The 24,881-nt window shown below is 33.5% G+C and carries 24 protein-coding genes; 6 read left to right on the top strand and 18 right to left on the bottom strand.

The window, feature by feature from the left end; all coding sequences use genetic code 11:
* Positions 1 to 2 precede the first annotated feature (2 nt).
* Complete coding sequence (locus tag ACWGOQ_RS10685) at positions 3 to 776, bottom strand: MBL fold metallo-hydrolase (protein WP_452058213.1); 774 nt, start codon at positions 774 to 776, stop codon at positions 3 to 5.
* Between the two features lie 112 nt (positions 777 to 888).
* Between ACWGOQ_RS10685 and ACWGOQ_RS10680 the strand changes: the two genes are divergently transcribed.
* Positions 889 to 1,122, top strand: coding sequence for a hypothetical protein (locus tag ACWGOQ_RS10680; protein ID WP_452058214.1), 234 nt, complete (start codon positions 889 to 891; stop codon positions 1,120 to 1,122).
* 11 nt (positions 1,123 to 1,133) lie between these two features.
* Here ACWGOQ_RS10680 and ACWGOQ_RS10675 read toward each other — a convergent pair whose 3' ends face one another.
* Together ACWGOQ_RS10675 and ACWGOQ_RS10670 are read right to left on the bottom strand one after the other, a co-directional pair.
* Positions 1,134 to 1,484, bottom strand: a complete 351-nt coding sequence (locus ACWGOQ_RS10675) for a hypothetical protein (protein ID WP_452058215.1) — start codon at positions 1,482 to 1,484, stop codon at positions 1,134 to 1,136.
* Positions 1,485 to 1,753: 269 nt separating this feature from the next.
* The gene (locus ACWGOQ_RS10670) at positions 1,754 to 2,968 is read right to left on the bottom strand and encodes a serine hydrolase (protein ID WP_452058216.1); all 1,215 of its coding nucleotides are present in this window, start codon (positions 2,966 to 2,968) and stop codon (positions 1,754 to 1,756) included.
* A 215-nt stretch (positions 2,969 to 3,183) separates the two neighbouring features.
* Between ACWGOQ_RS10670 and ACWGOQ_RS10665 the strand changes: the two genes are divergently transcribed.
* Together ACWGOQ_RS10665 and ACWGOQ_RS10660 are read left to right on the top strand one after the other, a co-directional pair.
* Positions 3,184 to 4,314 (top strand): vWA domain-containing protein, encoded by a 1,131-nt coding sequence (locus ACWGOQ_RS10665; RefSeq protein ID WP_452058217.1) that lies wholly within the window; start codon positions 3,184 to 3,186, stop codon positions 4,312 to 4,314.
* A 39-nt stretch (positions 4,315 to 4,353) separates the two neighbouring features.
* On the top strand, positions 4,354 to 5,817 hold the full coding sequence (locus ACWGOQ_RS10660) for a MoxR family ATPase (protein ID WP_452058218.1): 1,464 nt from the start codon (positions 4,354 to 4,356) through the stop codon (positions 5,815 to 5,817).
* Between the two features lie 106 nt (positions 5,818 to 5,923).
* Here the strand turns inward: ACWGOQ_RS10660 and ACWGOQ_RS10655 are convergent, their stop codons facing one another.
* From ACWGOQ_RS10655 to ACWGOQ_RS10600, 12 genes are all read right to left on the bottom strand, one after another.
* Positions 5,924 to 6,745 carry a DUF1853 family protein gene (locus ACWGOQ_RS10655; RefSeq protein ID WP_452058219.1) on the bottom strand — a complete coding sequence of 274 codons (822 nt, stop codon included), beginning with the start codon at positions 6,743 to 6,745 and terminating at the stop codon, positions 5,924 to 5,926.
* Positions 6,746 to 6,758: 13 nt separating this feature from the next.
* Complete coding sequence (locus ACWGOQ_RS10650; protein ID WP_452058220.1) at positions 6,759 to 8,816, bottom strand: response regulator; 2,058 nt, start codon at positions 8,814 to 8,816, stop codon at positions 6,759 to 6,761.
* A 3-nt stretch (positions 8,817 to 8,819) separates the two neighbouring features.
* The gene (locus ACWGOQ_RS10645; protein WP_452058221.1) at positions 8,820 to 10,907 is read right to left on the bottom strand and encodes a response regulator; all 2,088 of its coding nucleotides are present in this window, start codon (positions 10,905 to 10,907) and stop codon (positions 8,820 to 8,822) included.
* A gap of 130 nt (positions 10,908 to 11,037) precedes the next feature.
* Positions 11,038 to 12,054: a pirin family protein gene (locus ACWGOQ_RS10640; RefSeq protein WP_452058222.1), complete on the bottom strand. Its 1,017-nt coding sequence runs from the start codon at positions 12,052 to 12,054 to the stop codon at positions 11,038 to 11,040.
* Positions 12,055 to 12,090: 36 nt separating this feature from the next.
* Positions 12,091 to 13,533 carry an amidohydrolase family protein gene (locus ACWGOQ_RS10635; protein ID WP_452058223.1) on the bottom strand — a complete coding sequence of 481 codons (1,443 nt, stop codon included), beginning with the start codon at positions 13,531 to 13,533 and terminating at the stop codon, positions 12,091 to 12,093.
* On the bottom strand, positions 13,511 to 13,969 hold the full coding sequence (locus ACWGOQ_RS10630) for a DUF3291 domain-containing protein (protein ID WP_452058224.1): 459 nt from the start codon (positions 13,967 to 13,969) through the stop codon (positions 13,511 to 13,513). Before ACWGOQ_RS10630 ends, ACWGOQ_RS10635 begins: the two co-directional genes overlap by 23 nt.
* Before the next feature lie 14 nt (positions 13,970 to 13,983).
* Positions 13,984 to 17,292: an amidohydrolase family protein gene (locus tag ACWGOQ_RS10625; RefSeq protein WP_452058225.1), complete on the bottom strand. Its 3,309-nt coding sequence runs from the start codon at positions 17,290 to 17,292 to the stop codon at positions 13,984 to 13,986.
* A 117-nt stretch (positions 17,293 to 17,409) separates the two neighbouring features.
* On the bottom strand, positions 17,410 to 17,607 hold the full coding sequence (locus tag ACWGOQ_RS10620; protein ID WP_458202816.1) for a YdeI/OmpD-associated family protein: 198 nt from the start codon (positions 17,605 to 17,607) through the stop codon (positions 17,410 to 17,412).
* Positions 17,608 to 17,667: 60 nt separating this feature from the next.
* Positions 17,668 to 17,988: a YdeI/OmpD-associated family protein gene (locus ACWGOQ_RS10615; RefSeq protein WP_452058226.1), complete on the bottom strand. Its 321-nt coding sequence runs from the start codon at positions 17,986 to 17,988 to the stop codon at positions 17,668 to 17,670.
* A complete protein-coding gene (locus ACWGOQ_RS10610) occupies positions 17,978 to 18,691 on the bottom strand; it encodes a DUF2490 domain-containing protein (RefSeq protein WP_452058227.1) in 714 nt (237 codons plus the stop codon). Before ACWGOQ_RS10610 ends, ACWGOQ_RS10615 begins: the two co-directional genes overlap by 11 nt.
* Before the next feature lie 5 nt (positions 18,692 to 18,696).
* Positions 18,697 to 19,281: a hypothetical protein gene (locus tag ACWGOQ_RS10605; protein ID WP_452058228.1), complete on the bottom strand. Its 585-nt coding sequence runs from the start codon at positions 19,279 to 19,281 to the stop codon at positions 18,697 to 18,699.
* Between the two features lie 598 nt (positions 19,282 to 19,879).
* Positions 19,880 to 20,071, bottom strand: coding sequence for a hypothetical protein (locus tag ACWGOQ_RS10600; RefSeq protein ID WP_452058229.1), 192 nt, complete (start codon positions 20,069 to 20,071; stop codon positions 19,880 to 19,882).
* A gap of 143 nt (positions 20,072 to 20,214) precedes the next feature.
* On the opposite strand from ACWGOQ_RS10600, the gene ACWGOQ_RS10595 reads away from it, so the two are divergent.
* From ACWGOQ_RS10595 to ACWGOQ_RS10585, 3 genes are read left to right on the top strand one after another with little or no spacing between them, the layout of a single operon-like run.
* A complete protein-coding gene (locus tag ACWGOQ_RS10595) occupies positions 20,215 to 20,544 on the top strand; it encodes an ArsR/SmtB family transcription factor (RefSeq protein ID WP_452058230.1) in 330 nt (109 codons plus the stop codon).
* Positions 20,537 to 20,995 carry an SRPBCC family protein gene (locus ACWGOQ_RS10590; protein WP_452058231.1) on the top strand — a complete coding sequence of 153 codons (459 nt, stop codon included), beginning with the start codon at positions 20,537 to 20,539 and terminating at the stop codon, positions 20,993 to 20,995. The genes ACWGOQ_RS10595 and ACWGOQ_RS10590 overlap by 8 nt, the downstream gene beginning before the upstream one ends.
* 19 nt (positions 20,996 to 21,014) lie before the next feature.
* Positions 21,015 to 21,251 carry a DUF1059 domain-containing protein gene (locus ACWGOQ_RS10585; protein WP_452058232.1) on the top strand — a complete coding sequence of 79 codons (237 nt, stop codon included), beginning with the start codon at positions 21,015 to 21,017 and terminating at the stop codon, positions 21,249 to 21,251.
* Between the two features lie 374 nt (positions 21,252 to 21,625).
* Here the strand turns inward: ACWGOQ_RS10585 and ACWGOQ_RS10580 are convergent, their stop codons facing one another.
* The 3 genes from ACWGOQ_RS10580 to ACWGOQ_RS10570 form a co-directional block, all read right to left on the bottom strand.
* The gene (locus tag ACWGOQ_RS10580) at positions 21,626 to 22,264 is read right to left on the bottom strand and encodes a class I SAM-dependent methyltransferase (protein WP_452058233.1); all 639 of its coding nucleotides are present in this window, start codon (positions 22,262 to 22,264) and stop codon (positions 21,626 to 21,628) included.
* Between the two features lie 15 nt (positions 22,265 to 22,279).
* Positions 22,280 to 23,446, bottom strand: coding sequence for a hypothetical protein (locus tag ACWGOQ_RS10575; RefSeq protein WP_452058234.1), 1,167 nt, complete (start codon positions 23,444 to 23,446; stop codon positions 22,280 to 22,282).
* A gap of 248 nt (positions 23,447 to 23,694) precedes the next feature.
* Positions 23,695 to 24,807 carry a GAF domain-containing protein gene (locus ACWGOQ_RS10570; RefSeq protein WP_452058235.1) on the bottom strand — a complete coding sequence of 371 codons (1,113 nt, stop codon included), beginning with the start codon at positions 24,805 to 24,807 and terminating at the stop codon, positions 23,695 to 23,697.
* Positions 24,808 to 24,881 lie beyond the last annotated feature (74 nt).

Here is a 24,881-nt window from a genome sequence, read left to right as displayed (position 1 = left end):
AATTATAGTTGAATTTGTTCTTCTAATGTTGCTAGGAAATGTACAGTAGGGTAGGTGTTCTTTAAATATTGCAATTCTTGTATTTGTATTCTTGGTGAAATATGTGTAGCAATAACCTGCTTTGGGCTGATATACTTTTTGAATAATTGAGGTGTGTTTTTATCCAACAGCATCCAATAAGGCAACATAGCAATGTCTTTTTGTTGTTGTATCAGTGCTAATTGATGAAATAAATTTATTTCTTCCATCCAGTTAGTATCGCCAATGCGTAGGATTTTGTGTGTGTCCAGATCCACGATATAACCAACGTTTTCTACAGCTGTATATTTTTCACCTGCATGATTTATTTTTACTGAATTTATTTTAAAATCTTTTACTTTAATCTGTTGTTTGTGATAATTCTTTGTGGTTATTGTAAACAATCGATCATCGAAGTCTTTCATAACTTCAGTTATTTGTCCAGATTCAAATAAAACTGCTTTTTTATGTGGTGTTAAATGCATACTGGTCAGAGATGAACTAAAGTGATCTTTGTGGTTGTGCATAAAAAGAATTGCAACTGGTTGTAACTGCTTGTCTATTTTTTGTATAAGTGTCGTCGTAGGAAAAAAATAATCATCTCCATATTGGGCATGCATCCTGTCAATTAATACTGAAGATTGTTCATTCGATATGTAGGCGTCCATATTTCCTGTACATAGTAGCGATAGTTTCTTTTGGGAAAAGCCAGTGATACTAAGGCATAGTAATGTTACAATGAAAAATCTTTTTAACATTTTTGATTGATTACCAAATTGTGAGCTTAAAGTTAAGAAAATGGAAATGCGAAACTCTTAAAGGGGTGTTAAGGTGAAAAGAGGTACATTTGTAACAGCAAAGATTTATGTTATGAAATTTATTGAACTTACCTTAGGGAATCATACCATTGTACACGGTTTTGATGCAAGAAATCATGAAATAAAAGAAGAAGTTACCATAGCAACTGGCACAAAAAAACTGGTGGCAGTAGAGCGGATACTTTCTGTTAGTGAAAAATACATTTTAATCCAATACGCCTATAACAGAATAATTTACTGGGAATATCTGGAGGCATATGAAACGGTAAAAGCCTTGTTGTCCTAAACTTTGTTAATTTATGGCATCATTGCTTTCGTTTTTTTGCTATTTCTGGCAGAGATTAATTTGAAGTCTTTATCCACCTTGATGATGATAATGTTTCCAGTATGGAGATTAATCATTTTCCATCTAAATCCATAAGTAGTTTCGAAGATGGCTGACCTGGCCATTTTTCTTATGTCAATTTCATCGATACGTTCGATAACTTCTGTGGCCAGTATATCAAGTCCCCGTCGCTGAACTTCTTCATCAGAAAGTTTACGGTCTGTTTGATTTTGAAAAGAGTTTTCGAAATGCTGTTCAGCAGTATTGTTAGGATATATTATACTGATAAAAAGTACTGTAAAGAATAGTAAATATTGTTTCATGTCTGTTATTTTTTTGAAACTATATACTATGTCTTTTACATACTATATAGTTACTAGATTATTACTGGTGTCACCATATTGTTGTTATTGTTAGTGCTAAAATTTGACTATCTCAAATAAGGGGGTATTCAAAATTAAAGGATTAAATATGCTTTTATAATATAGTTGTGTTAAAAAAAAACGAATAAATCTTAAAATATGAATTTTATCGTCATATCTATTGGTTTTATTGAAGAATTGTCAAAGAAATATACGGTTTTAAAGTAAATCTATTGATTTCGAAGTTTTTCTATGTCATAGATTTTTCTTCCTAATGCAGCGAGAAAAGGAATTCCGATTTCTTCATATTGATACGTATCGTCATTAAAAATTCCATTTTCATTTACAAGAATAGTAGCAGAGAGTATAAACTCTATATTGTTTTTTGTGTCTTTAATGTATGCACAATCCGTTAGGTATCCATACGCGTATCCTACTTTGTTATAAATCTTTATGTATTCAGGAATATCTTCTTTGGTATCTCCAAACATAAAAAATTTCACATATCCATCATAGTATTCTTTTTTATCATAACCTGCTTTACTAGGCAAAGTTTGCATAGCGTTCAATAAGAACTCACGATCTTTTTCTGCCATATCAAAACGTTCCTCTTTTGTATGTACTTCAGGAAAATGTATACGCTTCATCATATGGTGTAAGGATCTTAATGGCAGGAAGTTTTTCTCTGAAAAATCCATTGGGTGATTGATTAGTATATCATTCTTTATAAACCCATTTCCTTTAGTAATTTTATCAAGAATTAATGTTGGTGTTACCCTGTTTCTAATTACAGATTGTAAATGGTTTGCTGTACTATCTGAGTCATTAATAAAGGTAATTGGTTTTGTTTTTAGCATATGGGCATTATCTGTTGAAAGCCGATGTGATATCCTGCCTTTCAGATTTTTAGAAGAAAGACTGTTGTTAATATAATCTTGCCCAAGAAATTCAAATAATCGGTTGTAAGCCTGATTGTCGCTTACAGCAAAAATTTTAGTAATTTCTTTCTCGATATTCGTGTAGAGGCTATCTTCTTGTAAAATGAAAGAAGTATGCCTGTCAATAGAAATTCCTTCTTTTTGTAATTCTTTTAGTTTTTCCAGAGCGATCATAGCGATAGGAAATTTCACAGTACTTGCAGGATAAAAATAGGTGCTGTCTGAGACATTGAATTGATAATCCGTAAAAACCACTGTGTCTTGCTCATTTTTATCAATCTGGCTGTATAAAATCTGTACCTCGTATTTTTCTGGATTTTGCATAACATTTTTTATTTTCTCGGTATCGGCATGCAAAACGTTTTGGAGTGGCTCTTTTTTAGCGCAAGAAGTGCTTAGCATAGCTATTATAATTAGTGCTAAAACAGTTTTCAGCCCTTGTATAGCGTGCTCTACAAAAGCTGTAGAGAGAAGATGTATTGGTGTACTATAGGTCTTGTTTTTCATAAGCTGATAAAGGAATATGATATTGGATGGGTATTATTTTATGGTTTTCGTAAAATAGATGCCTTACCTCTCAAAGATAAGAATTGTAAAGTGTTTAGAGTGATATGATAAAATGAGGTGTAGTCTAAGATCAATTCTCCAAAACATTTGTTAATTCTATCTCAATACTAGACGGTTCAGTCGGTATCTTTTATAAAATGTGGTAAATTTATATAATGAAAGAGAGAAAAGGAATTTTTAAAAAGGGATTTGCTTTTAAGCATTATGAGGCCCCAGAACAATCTCCATTTGATAAACTTTTTGATATTTTTCAGGAGATCATTACTCATACTTCGGGAGACTTGGATGAAGCTTTAGACTGGATGAGGGAGCTTGATAAAGAATATCAGCTGACCAGTGAAGACTACACACTTGATGATTTTATAGAAGATCTTAAAAAGAAAGGATATATCCGTGAAGAAATCAAACCGGATGGAAAAGGCGGTATGTCTATTACCGGTAAAACCGAACGAGCTATTAGAAAACGTGCACTTGATCAAATTTTCGGAAATTTAAAACGCAGTGGATCCGGAAATCACAGAACCAAGTATACAGGCAGAGGCGATGAACACGCAGGAGAATACAGAAATTATCAATACGGAGATGCATTAGAAAGAATATCTATTACTGAAAGCTTAAAAAATGCTCAGATCAATCATGGAATTGGAGAACTGAATTTAACCGAAGACGATTTGGTTGTTGAAGAGACGCAATACAAAGCCCAGATGAGTACTGTATTAATGATCGACATCAGCCACAGTATGATTTTATATGGAGAAGATCGTATTACACCCGCTAAAAAAGTTGCTATGGCACTGGCTGAGCTTATTACCACCAGATATCCCAAAGATACTTTGGATATTTTGGTATTTGGTAACGATGCCTGGCCGATAGCTATTAAAGATTTGCCATACCTTCAAGTAGGACCTTATCACACCAATACAGTTGCAGGGTTACAGTTGGCTATGGATATGCTAAGAAGAAAACGTAATACTAACAAACAGATTTTTATGATTACCGACGGAAAACCTAGTTGCCTCAGGATGCCCGACGGACACTATTATAAGAATAGTAATGGGTTAGATCATCGCATCGTTAACAAATGCTACATGATGGCACAACAGGCCAGAAAATTACATATTCCTATCACAACTTTTATGATTGCTCAAGATCCTTATTTAATGCAATTTGTAAGAGAGTTTACGTATGCTAATCAGGGAAAAGCTTTTTACACAGGTTTAAAAGGTTTAGGAGAGATGATTTTTGAAGATTACGAAACCAATAGAAAAAAAAGAATCAAAGGATAAAAAATAGTCTAAATTTAGAATACTACGGAAAAGAAAAATATGGATACGAAAAACATTACGACATTCGGACAATTAAAAAAATCAGGATATAAAAGTAAAAGTATAAAAGACGAACTCAGAGATAATTTAAGAACCAAAATCAGTAAAAATGAGCATACGTTTACTGGGATTCATGGATATGAAAATACGGTTATCCCTGAGTTGGAACGAGCCATTTTATCCAGACATAATATCAACCTTTTAGGATTGAGAGGTCAGGCAAAAACACGTTTAGCCAGGCAGATGATCAACGTATTAGACGAGTGGATTCCTATTGTAGCAGGATCAGAGATCAATGACAATCCATTTCATCCAATATCAAGATATGCTACGAGTTTGATTGAAGAAAAAGGAGATGAAACTCCGATTTCTTGGGTCCATAGAAATGATCGTTTTGCTGAGAAATTGGCAACGCCAGATGTTACCGTAGCAGATATTATCGGTGATGTAGACCCGATCAAAGCGGCTAATTTAAAACTGAGTTATGCTGACGACAGAGTAATTCATTTTGGGATGATACCCAGAGCAAATCGTTGTATTTTTGTGATTAATGAATTACCGGATTTACAAGCGCGTATTCAGGTAGCATTGTTTAATATTTTACAGGAAGGGGATATTCAGATAAGAGGATTTAAACTTCGATTACCATTAGATATGCAGTTCGTATTTACTGCTAATCCAGAGGATTATACGAATCGTGGAAGTATTGTTACTCCGCTTAAAGATAGAATAGGCTCACAGATTCTCACGCATTATCCCGAAACTATTGAAATTGCTAAAACAATCACGCAGCAAGAAGCACAATTAGATCCCAGACAAAGTAATCTGGTTCACGTACCGGATTTGGCTAAAGATGTACTGGAGCAGATCAGTTTTCAGGCCAGAGAAAGTGAATTTGTTGACGCTAAAAGTGGAGTAAGTGCCCGAATGAGTATAACTGCTTACGAAAACTTATTAAGTACTGCTGAGTATAGAGCACTCAAATCCGGAGATGAACATACCCTATTAAGATTAAGTGATTTTATGGGGGTAATTCCTGCTATTACAGGTAAGGTGGAGCTAGTTTATGAAGGAGAACAGGAAGGGGCAGCATTCGTGGCAGAAACCTTGATTTCGGATGCTATAAAAACGTTATTTACTGAATATTTTCCTAAAATTGAAAAATTAGAAAAAGAAAGTGAGAGGAGCCCATATCAGGAGCTAATTGATTGGTTTTTTGAGCAGAGCGGTTTTGAACTTTTAGACGAGATCCAAGAATCTGAGTATAAAAAGAAGTTGGACGCTATTGAACCACTACAAGACCTCATTATGAAATATCAAGGAGATGTTGATAAAAATGATAGTTACTTTATGAAAGAGTTTCTGTTATGGGGATTGGTAGAACATAAAAAATTAAGCAAATATCGACTGTCTGAAGGATTTAGATTTAAAGATTTATACGGTAGCTATATTAGCGATTTATAGTATATACTTGTTCTTTGATGGTTTCTTGGTGGTTGAAGGTGTTGGGTTCGATTGTTAAATCGGGTTTGTGCATTACAAAAAATTGCTATGAAACACCAACTACATCTTACCACCAAACAATAAAACATTTTGAAAAAAGACCTCCACTACTTTTTATCCAAAGCAGTGGAGATTTTTTATTAGAAAGCTGTGCGCTTATTTGCTTGGATATTGATGAAAATGAATGCCAGGTTTTGTTATGTTTTGGATGCACAATCCAATCTTTTTTTTTGGGAATATAGTATGCATTTTGACTGTTTTTTTCTAGATTAAATTCTTCTTCCCGTAACCAAAACCCAACAATACAATCATTATTAAGAAACTCGAATTGCTTGTTTTGGTGTGATAATGGGATGAATAAATTTCCAAAAAAACATACTTTCTGTAAAATATCTTTAGGATTTATGTTTACTTCTTGTAAACGGGCAATAGTTTCGGGTCGATGGAGTAATGGTAGTTGCTTTTCTTTGAGCTTCGTTACTTTTTCTAATAGACTATCTTTTCGATTCGGACCAATCCACCGTTCTAGTAAAATGTTACTTGTTTTTGGATCATAGAGATAAAATTTATAAATCAATTCTATATGTATTACCCTATTTTGAATTTTATCATGTATTAAAAAATCTAATTCCCCAATCGTAGTTTTATCTCTAAATATCTGAACGTTTTTTAGAAGTACCTGATGATTTTTAGAAGTGGTTAGGAAGTAATCAAAAAAATGTTCAATTCTTTTCCCCAATACTTCATTCTCAGAAATGTTTACAGATATTTTATTGACGCTACTGTCACTAAGGTTCTGAAAGTTATATTGGGATAGTTTAAAAAGAGAAGTTTCGTTCCAGAGTAATTTACTGTCCAAAAAACCGGCATACTCGTGCTCAACAGACATGGTATTGCTTTTATTAATTCCTGAAAATAGAAAAATATTTATCCAAGATAGGTCTAAGTATATTACGATCCACTGGTTTAGACAAAAAGTCATCACAGCCAGCTGCCAAAGCTTTTTCAATATCTTCTTCTGTAGAATAAGCTGTTTGGGCTACTACAGGGAGATAAGGTCTTAATTTTTTGATACGTTTTGTTGCATCATATCCATCCATGACGGGCATTTTAATATCCATTAGTACTAGATCTATTTCTTCGTTGTCCTGACAAATCTCTACAGCTTCTTTACCATTTTTAGCACGATATATAACAAACTCGAAGTCACTCATTTTAGTTAAGACAGTTTTCAGAAAAAGAAAATTTACTTCACCATCTTCTGCAATAAGCACTATATGTTTCTCCGATTTTGTGGTTTCTTCGTTGCTGGTATATAGTTCTGCTTTTTTTTGCATTTCAGTATATGGAATTTTTAATAAAAAGGCACTACCTTCATTTTCTTTACTTACAAAGGATATTTTTCCTCCAATTAAATCTATATATTTTTTGGCAATCGCCAAGCCTAAACCAAGACCTCCGAAATTTTTAGAAATCTCTTTTTCTGATTGAGAGAAGCTCTTAAAAATAATATCCTGATCTTTTTGTTTAATTCCGATCCCTGTATCTTTAATTGATAGATGTACGAAATCTTCTACAAGATAAGAAAAGATTGTTATCGAACCGGTATTGGTAAACTTTATACTGTTATCGATCAGGTTACTTAGAATTTTATACAGTTTGATTTTATCTGTAATGATAGTGCTTTTTTCTTCTGGAATTTTATTTTCTAAATGTATTGTTAGGTTTTTTTCTTTTGCTTTATTGTTGAACTCTGACGTCAATTTTAAGAAGAGTTCGTTTATGTTAGTCTCTGTAAATCGTACTTTACTTTGGTTGGTTTCTAACACAGAAATTTCTAAAATATCATTTACTGATGCGATTAAATCTTTCCCGCTATCAACAATAATCTCAGTGTACTCTTTTCTTTCTTCGAAGGTTAAGGAATCAGATTTGAGTAATTCTGAAAACCCCATAATCCCATTCATCGGAGTTCTTATTTCATGGGATATATTCTGAATAAAATTAGTTTTAATTCTATTACTTTCTTCTGCATTATCTTTTGCAATACAAAGTTCTTTTGTTTTTTGCCTTATTTTAAACTTTAGATAAAAATGGATAAATATGATACCAGCCAATGCAGAGAAAAAGAGTATGGAGGATATAATCCAGAATTTGGTTTTTTTGTAAAAGGGCTTAACTGTTTTGAAAAGCCAATTACTCAATATCTCCTGTTTTTCTTTGTCAGAAATAGTACGAGTCGCTTTGGATATAATGGAATTTAATATTTTCTTTTCTTTAAGAACGGCGATACTTGGCACATAGTTATGGTCAATTTCTGTGAGAACTTTTAAGTTGGTAAACCCTTCTGATTTTATTAAATAATTTACAAGTGCTTTACCACCTATATAACCATCGGATGCTCCTGATTGTAAACTGCGTAAACAGCTAACGTCATCAGGATAGTTTTTTAAATTCAAGTTGGGGTAGGTTTCTTTTAGGTAATCATCTATAGAATACCCTTGTGGAGAAGCAATTACCTTATTTTTGAAATCCGCGAGATTTTTCGGACCATCAAACTCTTTTCTGGTAACTAAAACAAATGGTGTTTCAAAAAACTCCGTATAAAAATTCAGATATTTTTTCCTTCCCGTAGTCTCCTGCATTTCTAAGATTATATCTACTTTTTGATTTTTGATATCCTTTAATAGTTGTGTCCATTCTGTATACTGTTTTTTTTGAAAAGTATAGTTGATTTTATCTTCTATTAATCTAAAATGATCTACCATAATTCCGTCGATACTATCATTTTTATTTCTGAACTGATATGGTGGATAATACGGATATAAGGCTACAACTATCTTATCTTGCTCCCGAAGCCATTTTTTTTCAGTATCATCAAGAATATTGTCATGATTACAAGAGGGTATCCCGATGACAAGGCATATGAAAAGAACAGTATATGTGATTTGGTTCTGCATATATTATGTTGGATTAGTTGGCTTATTTCTGCTTTTAAAAATGGGGAAATATTTATGCAACATGGGAGTAAGAACTTTTCGGTCTACCGGTTTGGATACAAAATCATCACAACCTGCATCAAGTGCTTTCTGCACGTCTTCTTCAATAGAATATGCTGTTTGGGCGATCACTGGTAAGTCGGGTCTCATTTTTTTTATGTAAGAGGTGGCGTCATAACCATTCATTATAGGCATTTTAATATCCATCAAAACCAAATCGATGTTTTCGTTTTCCTGGCAAATTGTTACTGCTTCCTGACCATTTTTTGCGCGATAGATAGTAAAATCATAATCGTTCATTTTGGTAAGAATTGTCTTTAGAAACAAGAAGTTGGTTTCTCCATCCTCGGCGATTAATATAATATGCTTCTCTTTTTTTAAACCGTTATTATCACGCTTTTCTCTATTACTTTTATTGCTTTGCGAAACTGGGTTATATGGAAGTCGTAATGTAAAAGTAGTGCCTTTGTTTTCTTGACTGTTTAGTCTTATTTGCCCACCGATAAATTCTGCGTTTTTTTTTGCGATAGTTAATCCAAGTCCAATTCCATCATATCCTCCTATCGTATTTTCAACGTTGGACGCCAGGTTATTTTTTATTTTTGTTTGTTTTTTTTTGCTGATACCAATACCGGTATCTTTTACTGAAATAAATAAAAAATCTTCTTTTATTTCATATGAAATAGTGATCGCGCCATCATTGGTGAATTTTACAGCATTTTCTACAAAGACATTTAATATTTTGTTCAGCTTTGGACGATCCATCAGTACTATGTTTTGAGAATTAGTCAGGTTGCTTTCAATATAAAAGTTGATGTTTTTTTCTCCTGCCTTTACTTCATAATAGTTTACCAATGATTGGAATATATCTCGAAGGTTAATCTCTACCAACCGAAGCGTGAATCTTTTTGTTTGTAATTGAGATATTTCCAGAATGTTGTCAATAATGGATAGTAGTTCTTTACTATTCCCAATAATCATTTGTGTGTATTTTCGTCTTTCTTCAGGAGTTATATCCTCATTGTTTAGGTACTCTGAAAGTCCAATAATTCCGTTCATTGGAGTTCGGATCTCCTGTGGAATATTGTTTATGAAATTTGTTTTTAGGCGATTACTTTCTTCTGCGATATCCCTAGCGATGATGAGTTCCTCTCTTTTCTGTTGTATCTTATATTTTAAATAATAATTGAAAAACACACCTAATATAAATGCTACTAAAGAAATTAGAGACACCATTATCCAGAATCTGGAAGTTTGATAAAAAGGAATTATATTTTGATATAGCCAATTGTCTGAGATGGATTCCTTTTCATTTTTTGTGATACTTGCAAGAGCTTTGGTAATAATACCATCGAGCACAGTATTTTTTTTATTGATAGCGATACCTGGTGTATACTTAAAATTTATATCTGAATTTATTTTCAGATTGTCCAGTTTTTTTAACCTTATATAGTAATTTGCTACTGCTCTTGGACCCACATAAGCATCATAAGTACCCATATTTAATTTTACTAAACAGTCTAATTCATCTCTAAGAGTTACTATATCAAAAGCAGGATATCTCTTTCTCAAATTTTCTGTGATCACATAATTTTCAGGTAACACAATGGTTTTGTCGTGTAGGCTTTTTAGACTATTCCCAAATATTGCATTTTTACGTGTTACGATGACTTGTTGAGATTCAAAAAGGGGAGCATAAAATTTCAAATAAGATTTTCTACTTTCTGTTTCCTGAATTTCAAGGATCAAATCGATTTTATTCTCTTTTACATCCTCAATTAGTTTGGGCCAATCTGTATATTGTTTCCTTTTGAATTTATAATTTATTTTTTGCTCCACAATTTCAAGGTATTCAATAAAAACACCATCGGCATTACCTTGTTCATTTATGAATTGATAAGGTGGATAATATGGATAGATGGCTACCGTTATACTATCGTTTTTTTGAAGCCGTTCTTTTTCTAAGTCGCTTAATTCCAGTGTTTTTGAACAGGAGCATGCTATTATGAGCAGAAGGAAGAAAGGGAGTAAAAGTAGTAGTTTTTTTGCCATATAAGTATATCATTTAAAAACGTAACTTTTTTAGACCCATAAATAAAGATAGTGTTTTAATAGTAGTTTTGAAAGGAGAATGCTTTAAAACTTCCTAGTAAAACAAGGTAAATAGCTGCTTGTTAAATATTTAAATATCTTTAGAAATTTCTGTTCCATCGGGATACAGTGCAAAGCGTCCTTTGGATTTATCGTGTGTATGATCATAACTTGGCCAGTTCCATCCGCCAAATTGGGTTTGTTGATATTGCATAATAGCCTCTTTTATTTCTTGCTGATGGTTCATTACAAATGGTCCTTGTTTTGCCACAGGCTCATTTATTGGTCTTCCTTGAAGAAGTAAAAAATGAGACTCTGTATCCCCATTCTTAATGGTTAGCTCTTGATCACTTTGGGTTATCAGTTCGTGATTTACCGGGATTGAATATCCTTCACTTTCGATTTCATTTCCTTTAAAAAAATAAATAGAGCGATGAATTCCCTGAGAGGCTTTTTGAAAAGTATATAGTGCATTAGGAGCCATTTTTATAGTCGAGATAATAATTTCATTTTTGGGATTTGCTGCCCAAGAGTCCGGAGCTGGATCGACTGCCGTTTTTCCTTCCAGTTTTCCGGCAATTAATGTGATTTCTGTAATTTTCCCGGTAGTATCTGTTTTGGTTATTATTGGAATTTCTTCTTTCCAGAGCATTTGAAAATGTGGTTCAACCATTTTCTTGCTTTTAGGAAGATTGAGCCAGATCTGAAATAATAGAAACGGGTTTTCTTCTTCTGAGTTTAAAAGCGGAAACATTTCGGAATGTTGTACTCCTTTTCCGGCGGTCATCCACTGCACATCCCCATTGCCAAAACGTCCTGCTGCTCCCAGCGAATCAGAATGATCCACCAAACCTTTTTGAACAATAGTAATGGTTTCAAAACCCCGATGCGGATGTGCGGGAAAACCAGGCACCGTAGTACCATGATACATTCTCCAACCATCTTTTGGAGTAAAATCCTGACCGATATTTCTTCCTGTTAAAGAAGCATCAGGGCCTAACTGATCATTTCCTTTGGGATACTGATCCTCGTGATATGCACAAAACAAAAATGGATCTCTTGTCTCCCACATAAAACCTAGCGGTTTAATTTTAATAATGGCATTCATAGTTTGGAGTTTAGTTCTTAATGAATCCGGAAAACTTTACTTCTTAAAAGTAAAGCATTCTTGACAGTTATATTGTTTTGTAATCTCTTTTGGATCATAAACTTGTCCATCTTTAAGTACCTTATAAATATCTCTCGTATTTTTGATATCCTCCAAAGGATTACTATTAAGAATTACAAGATCCGAGAGCTTTCCGACTTCAATGGTACCAACGCTTATTTCTTTTTTTAAAAATCTTGATCCGTGATAAGCAGAGGTTTGTAGTGCTTCTAACGGTGATAGGCCAACAGAAACTAAGGCTTCTAGTTCTTTGTGTAATGAAATGCCAGGATATACATATGAATTATAAGCTCCACTATCAGATCCTGCCAGAAGTTGTACATCTGCGTCTTGTAACGATTTTGTTAAGGTTTTGAAAAAAGCATTTAATTCTTTTCGTGATTTTTTTGCCTTTTCAGAAGCATTCAATGCTCGTTTTATACGACCCTGATATGTTTTAACAATTCCTTCTCCCATAATTTTTAGATGGGGATCCTTGATGTGGTCAACTTCGTCTAGATGACTTAGAACGTTGCCAATGTGTACTGTAGGAACTACGTAAGTATTTTTGTTTTTTAGATTTTCAAATGTTTTTTGTGCAATAGTGTTGTCATAACTCGACATTAGGTCATCCATTGCATTCCAGAAACTAAGCTTTTTGTTTGCAATCGCTCGTGTAATTTCAGATTCTTTTGTTGAGCATCCTTTTAAAACATAATATAAATGTTCAATACTACCAATTCCAGCGTGTATTGTTTCATCTAATTCAACTGTAAAAGGCATATGACCAGAAGAGATCATTCCTCTTTTTTTTGATTGTTTTAGAATTTCCAGATAATTTTCTCGTGTAATCCGGCTATCATATATTTTTACAAAATCGGAAGGTATTTTTTCTAGAGAATCTAATGCTTTTTTCACATCTTCTGGGGATTCTATAGTTAAGGAGCCTGCCCAGGTTGCATTTGCACCATCAAGTTTAGGTCCTGAAGTATAAATAGTTGGTCCAATTACTATTTTATCCAGTATTTCTTGTTTCCATTCTAAAATCTCAGGAGTAAGATCTCCTCCAGCATCTCTAACTGTTGTAATTCCGTGGGCTATAAAAAGCGGAAGCAATTTTTTGTTTTCTTCTACTAAAGAGTCTCCACCCCTAAGATGGATGTGGTTATCCCAAAATCCTGGAAGAAGAAATTTACCAGCCCCATCAATTCTATTTTCAGTGAGGTACTTGTGTGTACTATCAACTGTTGCCAGTTTTAGAATTTTACCTTGGTTACTATACACGGTCTTTTTGGAAATATTACCATTTTCTACTTGAATTACATTAATATTAGAGATCACCGTATCGTAGTGTACCTTTTCCTCGTTAGAGCAACTAAACATACCAAAGCATAAAAAAGCGAATAGTACTACGTTATTATTTTTTATAATTGATAGCATCGTCAATAGTAAATTTACTTTTAAAAGAAAAGGCATATGGGGTTTCTCCATGTTCTTGCAAATAATATAAACGCTCTTTGGCTTCTTCGGGAGTGGGTTCGTGACCATCTGCAATATACCAAAATGCCATATGCATTCTGGGCATTTTGTGAAACCATTCTTTTTTTCGTTTTAGAATTGCTACATGATCTGTTTTATACGTAAAATTGAAGAGTGCATCCATATTTTCCCAAACAGACATATTGATTATTAAAAAGAGATTATCAAAGACCGTCAAGGCCGTGGCGTTTCCCTCATCACCTTTGAGTCGCCAAGCAAAACCTTCGCTTTGTTCTGCTAGTTCATTAATACGTTCCAAATTGTTTACAAAATCAGCCATAATTGGATCATTAATCGGGGCTAACATTTCGGCAATATTTACTTGGGCTAATTGCATAGTTTTATATTTTTCTAATTATGTCCAAAGTGGCATCCACATCCAGGCTTCATAAAACTCTGGGATGCCTCGTGCCAAGGAAAAGTTTTGTTAGATTTTGTGTTTTCCCACCAGAATTTGGTTCTTTTTTTAGAAGTGTTGCCAATTTCATTCATGGTATCGGTATCGTATAATCTACCATTAACCATGGTATATTTTACCGTTTCTGTATTTTTAATATTGTCTAATGGATTTTTGTTAAGCACAATGAGGTCAGCCAACTTACCTTCTTTAAGCGATCCAATGTCGTTTCCAGCTCCGATATAATTAGCTCCGTTGATTGTTGCCGCTTGTAAGGCTTGCATATTGGTCATGCCGCCTTGTTGTAACATCCATAGCTCCCAGTGCGCTCCCAAACCTTGTAATTGTCCGTGTGCTCCGAGATTTACTTTAACTCCTTCGTTGGTTAGTTTTGTAGCCGTTTTAGAAACTAAAATATGTCCGTTTTCATATTCTTCTTCCGGAATCATGGTTCTATGACGTGATCTGGCATCAATGATTGAACGTGGTGTGTACTTAAGTAATTTTTCATTTTCCCAGACATTATCTTTTTGATAAAAGAAATATTCACCATTTATACCTCCATAGTTTACGATCAGGGTAGGTGTATACCCCGTTTTACTAGTTTTCCATAATTCGTATACATCTCTATAGACTGGAGCGACAGGAATATTATGTTCCACACCGGTATGGCCGTCCATTATCATACTCATATTATGATAAAAAGTAGAACCGCCTTCTGGCACCACGTTAATTTCTAACTCACGAGCGGCTTGCATTACTTGTTGTCTTTGATCCCTGCGCGGTTGATTGTAGCTTTTTACAGATTTAGCCCCAAAAGCCTTTGTTCGTCTTATGGAAGATCTGGCATCTTCGAGGTTATTGACTACTGCTTTAAAATCTCCATCCGCACCATATAATATAAAACCGGTAGAGTAGAGACGTGGCCCAACCATTTTGCCACTTTTTATAAGTTCAGAAATGCTAAAAACAGTTTCCGTATTAGCTGAAGGATCGTGAGCAGTTGTGACTCCAAATGCAAGATTTGCATATAGCTGCCAATGTTTTTGGGTAGTTAATCCATATCTAAATGCACCTACATGGGCGTGAGCGTCCACAATACCTGGCATAATTGTTTTACCTTTTACGTCAAATACTTTAGCATCTTCGGGAATTTCAATATCACCTGTTTTGCCGATTTTCTCTATAAGATTTCTATGAATCACAATGGTTCCTTGTTCGATAACCTGATCATCTTCCATAGTAATAATTCGTGCATTGGTAAAAGCAATTCTACCAGATGGGACATCTGTTTTTGAAATCAAATCAACAGTAAGACCTGTTGATGTGACTTCTCCAACTTTTTCAGGAGAACTAGGTAGAAAAGTAAATCGCTGATTAATATCATTAGAAAAATATTCTTCGCCCAAAGTCCAGAACACTTTTTTACTGTTTTCAGACCAATGTAGATTAATTCCTGCGTCTTTTGATATTTGTGACACTGGAACTGATTTGGATTTATTATCAAGATCGATTGTCTTACCATTAAGAACAAATGGCGCAATGTACGCTTTATGTAGATGAGTAAAGGCAATCCATTTATTATCAGGACTGGGCACTAATCTATTGGCATATTTTGATTTTATGTGTGTCTTTTCGTCTTTTCCATTGAGGTCAACTGATTTTAGTTGTTTCGTGAGGTTGCCAAAATAAGTACCTCCGGTTTGATAAAAAATACGTTTTCCATCTTTTGTAAATGTTGGATATTCACCTTCTTTTGAAATTAATTTCACATCACCTCCAAAACTCGACATGCTATAAATTCCTGTTTTTTTATCAAAACTTCTTCCTTGATCATTATTTCCTCCTTCTTTTCGGAAGGTTATTAAATTACCTGTAGTATTGTAATCAGGTGTTCTATAAATTCCTTTTTCAGACGTAAGTTTGATTGATGTTCCTCCTGTAGCGGGTATTTTACAAACAGCCCCTAGTGTTTCATCATTCCAGGTTACATATACTATATGATTTCCATCGGGAGAAAAATTTGGTTCAAATTCAAAATCTGATTGCTGTGCGGTTAGACGTTGTGGTTTTCCATTAGGCAGTTTTTTACTCCATAGGTTTCCTAAAGCACTAAAGACCAATGTTTTTTCATCCGGAGACGTGACTGCATGACGAATCACTTTTGCAGAAAACTCTTTTGGAGCGACTGGCGAGTCAAAATGTACCGTTTCTGCTATTTTTATGGAGGCATTAACAGTAAACGGAATAGTAGTTACTCGTGAATTTTCAATATTAATTTTATGAATTTTTCCTGCAGACCAAAATATAATATTTGTATTATCAGGCATCCAGCTAAAATTAGGATACACACCAAAAATGGCCCAAGCTTCTTGTTGATCTTTATTGAGTTGATCATAGATAGGCCATTCTTGCCCTGTTTCGAGATCATGAATGTATAAAACTGTTTTTGTACGCACTCGTTTTATAAAAGCAAGTTTTTTTCCATCCCTAGAAACCTGCGGTCTTGCCGCTCCACCAGGTCCTCCTGTTATTATTGTGGTCTCTCCAGTATCAAAGTCATACCTTTTAATAACATAGATTTGTTTGTTTGGATCCTTATTGTACTGAAAAAAACCGCCAGAATACATATCTTCACTATAGTACATGTATTTACCATCTGGCGAAATGTTAGGCTCATTAATATCTTGTTGATCATTTTTTCTTTTGGTTAGCTGAATTCCTGAACCTCCGGTAATATGATATTGCCACATTTCTCCTGCTCCCAATGATCGTTGAGAAGTAAAATGTTTTCTAGCTACTAAAAAGTTTCCATCTGGCATCCAGGCAGCGTTATTTAATAATCTAAAACTTTCTTTGGTAATTTGTTTGGCATTGCTACCATCTTTATTCATTACCCAAATATTATCTCCACCACCAGCATCACTGGTAAATGAGATTTTTGTTCCATCTGGACTGAAACGAGGTTGTATTTCAAACGGAATTCCTTGGCGCAAAACTGTTGCTTGTCCACCAGTAACAGGAATACTGTAAATATCACCCATAAGATCAAAAACGATCGTTTTTCCATCAGGACTAATATCCAAGTTCATCCAAGTGCCTTCGTTTGTAGTGAATGTATGATCTTTATAATTAAACGCTCCTGTAGGATTAGAAACATCCCAAGTATCCTCTTTTTTTTTGTCTTTTTTGCTTTTTTGTCCTTGGGAATTACATATTAAGAATACTCCAAGAAATAGCGTAATGATGATATGTTTGTGCATATTATTCGATTTATCCAAACCGAAAATAATGAATTCGAGCGCAAAATGTCTTAAAGTGTTGTTAACGGAAATGGTTATGTGATCATGGTTTAAAACAAGGAATCCTGTTTATTTATTTTATCTGGTTCCGTCCCTTGTTTTGATATTAGCTTCACAGTGTTTTATAATTTCCAGAATTCTTTTATCTCTTGTTTCCTGTCTTTTTGCCTGATTAAGCCAGTATAAATAACTTTTTCTGTATCCTCTAGCAAAATTCAAATAATTATCATAAGCTAATTGATTGTTGTTAAAAGCTTTTTGTAAATCATCGGGAATGATACCATTTTCTACGTCGTCCAGAGTGGTCCATGACCCATTTTCTTTTGCAATAGCTATTTATTTTAAACCACTGTCGTGCATTAAATCGTTTTTGATGAGGTTGGTGATATAGGTTTTGTTTACTTTACTCCACACACTTTTAGGCTTACGTGGGCAGAAATATTGTTTTCTTCGTTCTTCGTCTAATTTTTTTACAGTAGAATCAATCCACCCATAGCAAAGAGCTACCTTTACAGCTTCTTCCCAACGCATACTGGGTTGTGTACTTTCCACTTTATAAAAAATCAGATAAACACCATCACTAGTGTTATGATGATCTCGGAGCCAGTTTCTCCATTCTATATCGTTTTTGAAATATAATTCTGGTTTAATTTTCATTCTTTATAGGTTGTAACCAATCAATGGCATGATAATTATTAATACTCAGCCATAATCTGTTTTTGGTTTCGGGTCCGAATAATTGGCTGATGCGGTAATCTGGTCCGATTTCAATCTTATTTTTTTTGGTAAATTCATATCCTATAAAAGGAATGATCCGTATTTCTAAATTGGTATTAGTACTTTGGTAAGACCCTACATATTCATTATTAAATTTTAGATAGAACTCTCCCGGATCAACTCGATAGCCATTAAACGGTAGTTCTATAGTAAAACGGTATCTAAGCCTGAATTCTGTGGATTCTACTGTGCTAAAGGTTTGGTCGGTTACAAATCGATGCGCCGCTCTTACCGCTTCTAATTGACGTGCGATAGAATATTGAAATATAGAACGATGAATGAGTTCATCTTTTTTAACTCTTAACAAGTATCCTACATTAAAAACTTTATCAGAAGATAGTTTGTATGAAAGTATGGTGGTAAGGTCTGTTAACAGGTACTCATAGGAAAAATCATAACCTGGTTCAACATTCCATAATTGCTGGCGGGATTCAATACTATTAATCAGTTTGATATTATTTGATAGTTTGTTGGAGAGGACAATTTTTGGCAATAAACCAGATGTAAATGATGTTTGTGCAGCTAGTGTATGACAAAGAAAACCATAAAAACAAATTGATATAATATCTTTTACCTGAATCATTTTTTTTAATAAATAAGATTATCAGTATTACTACTTACAATTTTCAATATGCGTAATAAAACCCCGGTATCGTTATATAGCAGTTCATAGTATCTATATTGTTTCTCTTTTTTTCCTCGTATCACTAATTCATAGTTAAGTTTGTAATTTTCAGTAGTAGTTTTTTTGTTTATTAAAGAAATAAGCGTAGATCGTGTTCCTACCCATTGTTTTTGTGTTTTTTTAACTTTAGATTTTATAAAAATACTATCCAGTGAACTTTTAATTTGTTTTCTAACGTTTTCAGGAACAGATAAGAACGAAACTTTCTGTTCGATGTCTTGTGGATTTCCATCAGTATCAAATTCGATACTGTATTTTCTTTTTTTATAGCAGGTTTTTGCTTCAATGCTATTACCGTCCTGACTCTCTTCGGCATACCATTTAATTTTTTTATCAAAAGGTCCCTGCTTCATGAAATCTAAAGCTAGTGTTGGTACATTTGAACTTTTTATTCGATACTCTTTTTCGTGTTTGTTCTGAGAATATCCTGTTGAACAGAAGGATATCGAAAGATAAATTATCCAAACAATTAAATAACGGTTGGTCATATTCTTGAAACTTTTATTGGCACTATACTAAAATAATAAGAATCTATTATTCGGAAGAATCAACAATCATAAATGTTTTACAACACGCATATTTCATGAAAACAAATCCATAACATTACGTATAATATAATAGGTTATGTTCTTTGTGTACTCTGGTTTCTAGAAGAATCTAATATAGGCTCTAAAAGAATCACTATTTGTTGGTCTTGTTCTTACCTCTCCTTCTGTGTAATCAGAAGTGTAGCACTTTGTATACTACATACCGTTGGTGAAATCTACCTGGTATAGTAATTGCCAAGCATAACTATTAAATCCCCATACACCGCTACTTTTGCATGCATAAAACTAAACTCTTGTTGATCCACATACTACATTTATCTAGGTATAGACATCATCACATTCGCTCCACAAACCCCATTATATGAATTATGGATATTAGAATACCATAATCTATTATCATAGAATCTAATATCTGTTGAAGTTGATGTTACCGTGGTTCCTCCACAACATGAATTTCTAAACCCTGTAGAACCTATATCTTAACAAGCTTTTTGGATTGTTGTATTTGTATAATTAGGGTCTAAAACCTCTAAAGGTGTCAAATATTCATGATGTATCTCCCAGAATTATTTAATGCTGATTCTTTTGCTGTTTTTGCAATACGTTCAGGTACTGGAAGCTCAGTTTCGGTATGAGAAATAAAGATATCAAAAGGTGTTAATTCTTGACTTAGACTACTATCTTCATTATTTCTTTCTGCGTTTCCATATAGTTTGTCAATGACAACCATATCATCATTTTCTCCAACGGGAATTGCTTTAAAAAGAGCTTTTTACTGTCTAAAATAATCAATTTAAAAAAACAATTTTCATAAAATATTTGCGTAACCGAATGATTACATTTATATTTGTAACCGATTAGTTACTAATATTAATGAGAAGAGATGTTTTTCAAGCAATTGCCGACCCCATCAGACGGGACATTATGGAACTATTGGCGAAGGAAATGCTAACTGTAAACTCAATAGCGGAAAATTTTGAAATTAGCCGACCTGCGATTTCCAAACACTTAAAAATTTTACAAGAGTGCGAAATAGTTGATTTCAAGAAAGAAGGCAGAGAACGATTTTACTTTATCAAACCAAAAAACCTAATTCCAGCTTTTATGTGGATTGAACAATACCGGGAACTTTGGGAAAGCAAACTGGACTCTTTTGACAGGTATTTAATCAAACTACAATCCAAAAATGACCAAAATGAATAAATTTAACGAAAAGAAAAATCGGACAATAACCATTAATAGAACCTTCAATGCACCAATACGCTTGGTTTGGGAGGCTTGGACACAATCAGAACACATTGCAGAATGGTGGAGTCCAAAGGGGGGTAAAACAACAATTGTTGAGCACAACTTTAAAGTTGGTGGGAAATGGAAATATATCATGCCAATGCCTACGGGAAAAGAATTTATTGCTGAAGGCGAATATACAGAAATAGTGGAATTTGAAAAGATAGTTTCACTTGCCAATTTCAAACCAATGACTGAAGGAGTTGAAATAGAATCATTATTTAAAGCCAAAGAAAACAAAACCGATTTCACTTTTAACGTAATTCATCCAACCGAAGAATATAAAATCCAACAAGAAAAAATGGGAATTATGAATGGTTGGGGTTCTGTATTCGATAGACTTGATAATCTTTTAAAAACAATGTAACCAATACAATAAAAATGATATGAAAACAATGACATGTAAACAATTAGGAGGAGCCTGTGATAAAAAATTTCACGCAAACACATTTGAGGAAATTGCTGAAATGAGTAAAAATCATGGAATGGAAATGTTCCAAATAAAAGATCCAGCGCATCAAAAAGCTATGGCAGAAATGAAGAAATTGATGCAATCACCGAATGCAATGCAAGAATGGTTTGAGAACAAAAGAAAAGAATTTAACGCATTACCTGCAAATTAATTAGAACAAAGAACAGTTGCCGAAAACGCATCAATAACGGCGAAATTATAGACTTCTGAGATATTTGTTTGAGAAGTCCACTAAATTTTTAAATTACGCTTTTTATAAGTTGAAATAAATAAACATTCAGCTTGGCGTTAACCCAAAAAGTTCATGTCTATTAGAACGCTACGAATTATATACTAGATCATTGTACTTCTTTAGAAAATCTGATTATGATTTCGCCTGCTTTATTACATAATGAAAACATATATCCGTTGGCAGAAGTATAGGGTCTTGTCTTTTTGTTCAAACTTAGGATATTTATCGATCAATTAATCATAGATTTTTAATTTTTCTTTCTACATCATAGGCTGATAATTGGTGTTGTTTTATTATCTGTTAATTTGTTTGGCTATTATGATGGTGTGGTTTTCAGAAGTTCCATCTTTTTTAAGATATGGTTTATGAATCGTGTTGGTAACTATAAAATCATGTTCGATCAATTCTTTTTGTAAGTCTTCTATGTTATGATAGTAGAAATATACCTGATCACCCGTACTACCTGTCTGATAACCAGAATCCTTATAGTCACCTGCTACAAAACTTATGTATAACATACCATTATTTTTTAACAAACCAGCACAATCTTTAATAAAGCCAGAAAGATCTGATGTTGACAAGTAGGGGATATAAAATCCAGCAATAATACCATCGAATAGAGAGGGCAAGGTATTGATTTTTCTTCCATCCATTATTTTGAAACTGACAGTGGGGTTATTCTTTTGTGCCAATGCGATCATATTAGGTGCAATATCAATTCCCAGTATAGTGCAGTCAGGTCTTTTGGATGTAATATGTTTTGTAATATTACCAGGACCACAGCCAATTTCCAAAATTGAAGGGTTTTGTAGTGTTAGTGCTTTGCAAAAAGTAGCGTATGTGTCATCATACAGATCTAAATCCATAAACACTTCTTCATATACAAAGGCAATTTTATTCCAAGTCTTAAATGTAGTTTGATAGCGATTCACAAATTATTGCGTACGTTATTTATTAGTTACTTTATTTGTCTTTAGATGTTCTAAGTATCTATCTTTAAGCGTTTCATATGCTTTTTTAAAGTCGGATCTAAATAATTCATTATACTTTCCAAATATAGTCGTATCATTTTTAAGCATATAAGCGTAGGCTTCATATGCTGTTATAGTATCCAAATTTAGGATATTTTTTATGATGTGTTGAATTTCCTTTTTAGTCTGTTCGGTCTTTTCAATATTATTTTCATTTTTCGCTTTTTTATATATTACTAAACTTAGATATATCCTAATCATTTGTGGGGTTCCATAATTATGTAATAATTCAATAGAGCGATTACAGGCCAGATTTACACTGTCTGCATATATTTTATTATGAGAAGTGTTGTATAAATTAAGATTAGCCAATGCAATATCAGACCAGGTGTTTGCAGAAATCTGAAGTTTGTTATCATATTCATTGGCTAATATATTTACTGTGGAATAATCCAGCTTATCATATGCAACCCCAATAATCTTACCAAAAATATTAGTCTGTTTTTTAGAGTCCTTTGTTTGTTCAAGACTTTTGTCAATAATTGATTTTAAGTTTTCTTTGGAGTAATTGGATTGCAGTTCATTAATCTCATCCTGAATATCTTTTGTCTCTTCGAGCGCGGCTATTCTACGTTCAGTATCCATGTTTTCCATGAATATACGTTCTAATAAAATTCTGCTCCACAAATAGCTAATAAAAAACCCCCCAAAAAAATAAAAAATCAAGGTAGAAGCAATGATGGTGTATCCCAAAGGTGCGTTGGCAAACCCAGAAGATAGTTTATCGGCTAATCCTCCTATTAATTCAAAAACTTCTTTAGATTCTACTAATCCGACACCAACAATTATTTTTGTTAACCAGTCTGATAGCTGCTCCAGATTACTATTGGATTTTACACCTTCTGTGATATTTTCTTGTAATGTTCGGGGAATTCCGAAAATAAATCCAATAAGCGCTCCAACAGAAAAACTAGCAAGCATGATCATGGATAAAGTAGAGAGTACCGTAGTCCAATACGGTTCTGAAGTTATAGAATAGAGTATTAAAAGAACAAAACCAAAAATAAGCAAGGTGCCAGGAATAATAAAACTCCATTTGGCCTCTAGTTTTTTTTGCCCGGTCAGTTTAGGTGGCGCTATCATAGATCAGTATTTGATAAGTAATTATACGGTGCCGAATGTTTCTTATAGTTTTAAAAACTATAGATACGATTGTTGTCATTATCAAGGTTGAAAAAAAAGGGGGATTAATCTATGGGTAGTTAAATATAAGAATTTTTTTTGAAAGATATTTATTTAAGCGTTTGTTTATGTGATAGTTATAGTGATCGATGATCGAATTAGGATGTCGTGTTTTAGGTTGTTTTTAATTAGCAATACTTCTTGATCGCTCAATTGTGCCTTGGATTATCTGGAATTAGTTTTCTTTTGTTTGCATATGTAGTATTTAGTTTTCGCGTAAATTCATCTAACTCATCAGATACAATTTTGATATAAATCGCATATTTTTTTAGTAAAGATTCTGTCATATTTTCTATATGTATGGAATCGGTCAATCCCTGCAGTGTTGTTACGGGTTTCCGTAAGACGTGAGAAATATCGAACAATATTTGTTCCAGAGTGATTTCATATTCTTTTTGATACGTAATATCCTGTAGGAGACCGTACCATATGATACTTCCATCTTTCTTTTTTTCGGGTTTTGAGGAACAACGATACCATTTAATATACTGTTGGGTAGGTATCCTGCATTCTACATTCCAATCGCTACAATTCTTAAATGATTGTTTAATACTTTTTTTTACAGCCCCTATATCTTCTGGGTGTACTGCATTATACAATAGTTCAGGGTTTTTCTTTATGAAATCTACGGTAAAGTTGGTATTAATTTTAGAAACTCCATTACTTATAAAAGGGACTGATATTTTTTTGTCTTTAGAGACTTCAATCTGAAAAATCGTACAGGGAATTTGATCTGTCAATTTTTTAAGTCTTTCTGAGTTAAACTCAATTTTTTCCGCTTGTGAAATTAATAACTTTCTTGCATTGAGAAAATCCATCACTCTATCCGCTAATAGTTGTAAAGCTCTCTTTTGATTGTCTGAGATATGTCTTGGGATTGTATCAATAATACAAAGGGTTCCTAAGACATTGCCTCGAGGTGTTTTTAAGGGCGCACCAGCATAAAATCTAATATTAGGATGACCTGTTACCAATGGGTTTTTTTGAAACCGATTATCTTCTAAAGAATCGTTTACTACCAATATTTCTTCAGGGTTTTTGAGCGCATGAAAACAAAAAGCATCTTCCTTTTTGGTTTCTTTCGTGTCGAGCCCTTTTACAGATTTGAACCATTGCCGATCTTTATTTAATATGGTTATAAGAGAAATTGGGGTATCACATATGGTCGAAGCAATTTCACATAGCTCATCCAATTCTTTTTCAGGAGGTGTATCCATAATATGATACTTTTTTAAATCCTGTAATCTACTTTGTTCATCCATCTTTTTATTTTTGTAGTTGTAATTAATACTCAAAACAGGTATGAATCGCAGTTACCCGACTTTTTTATAATGAT

This window comes from Aquimarina ulvae, assembly GCF_053613295.3.
The sequence above is the reverse complement of the archived record's forward strand: the minus strand, read 5'-3'. Positions and strand labels throughout refer to the sequence as shown.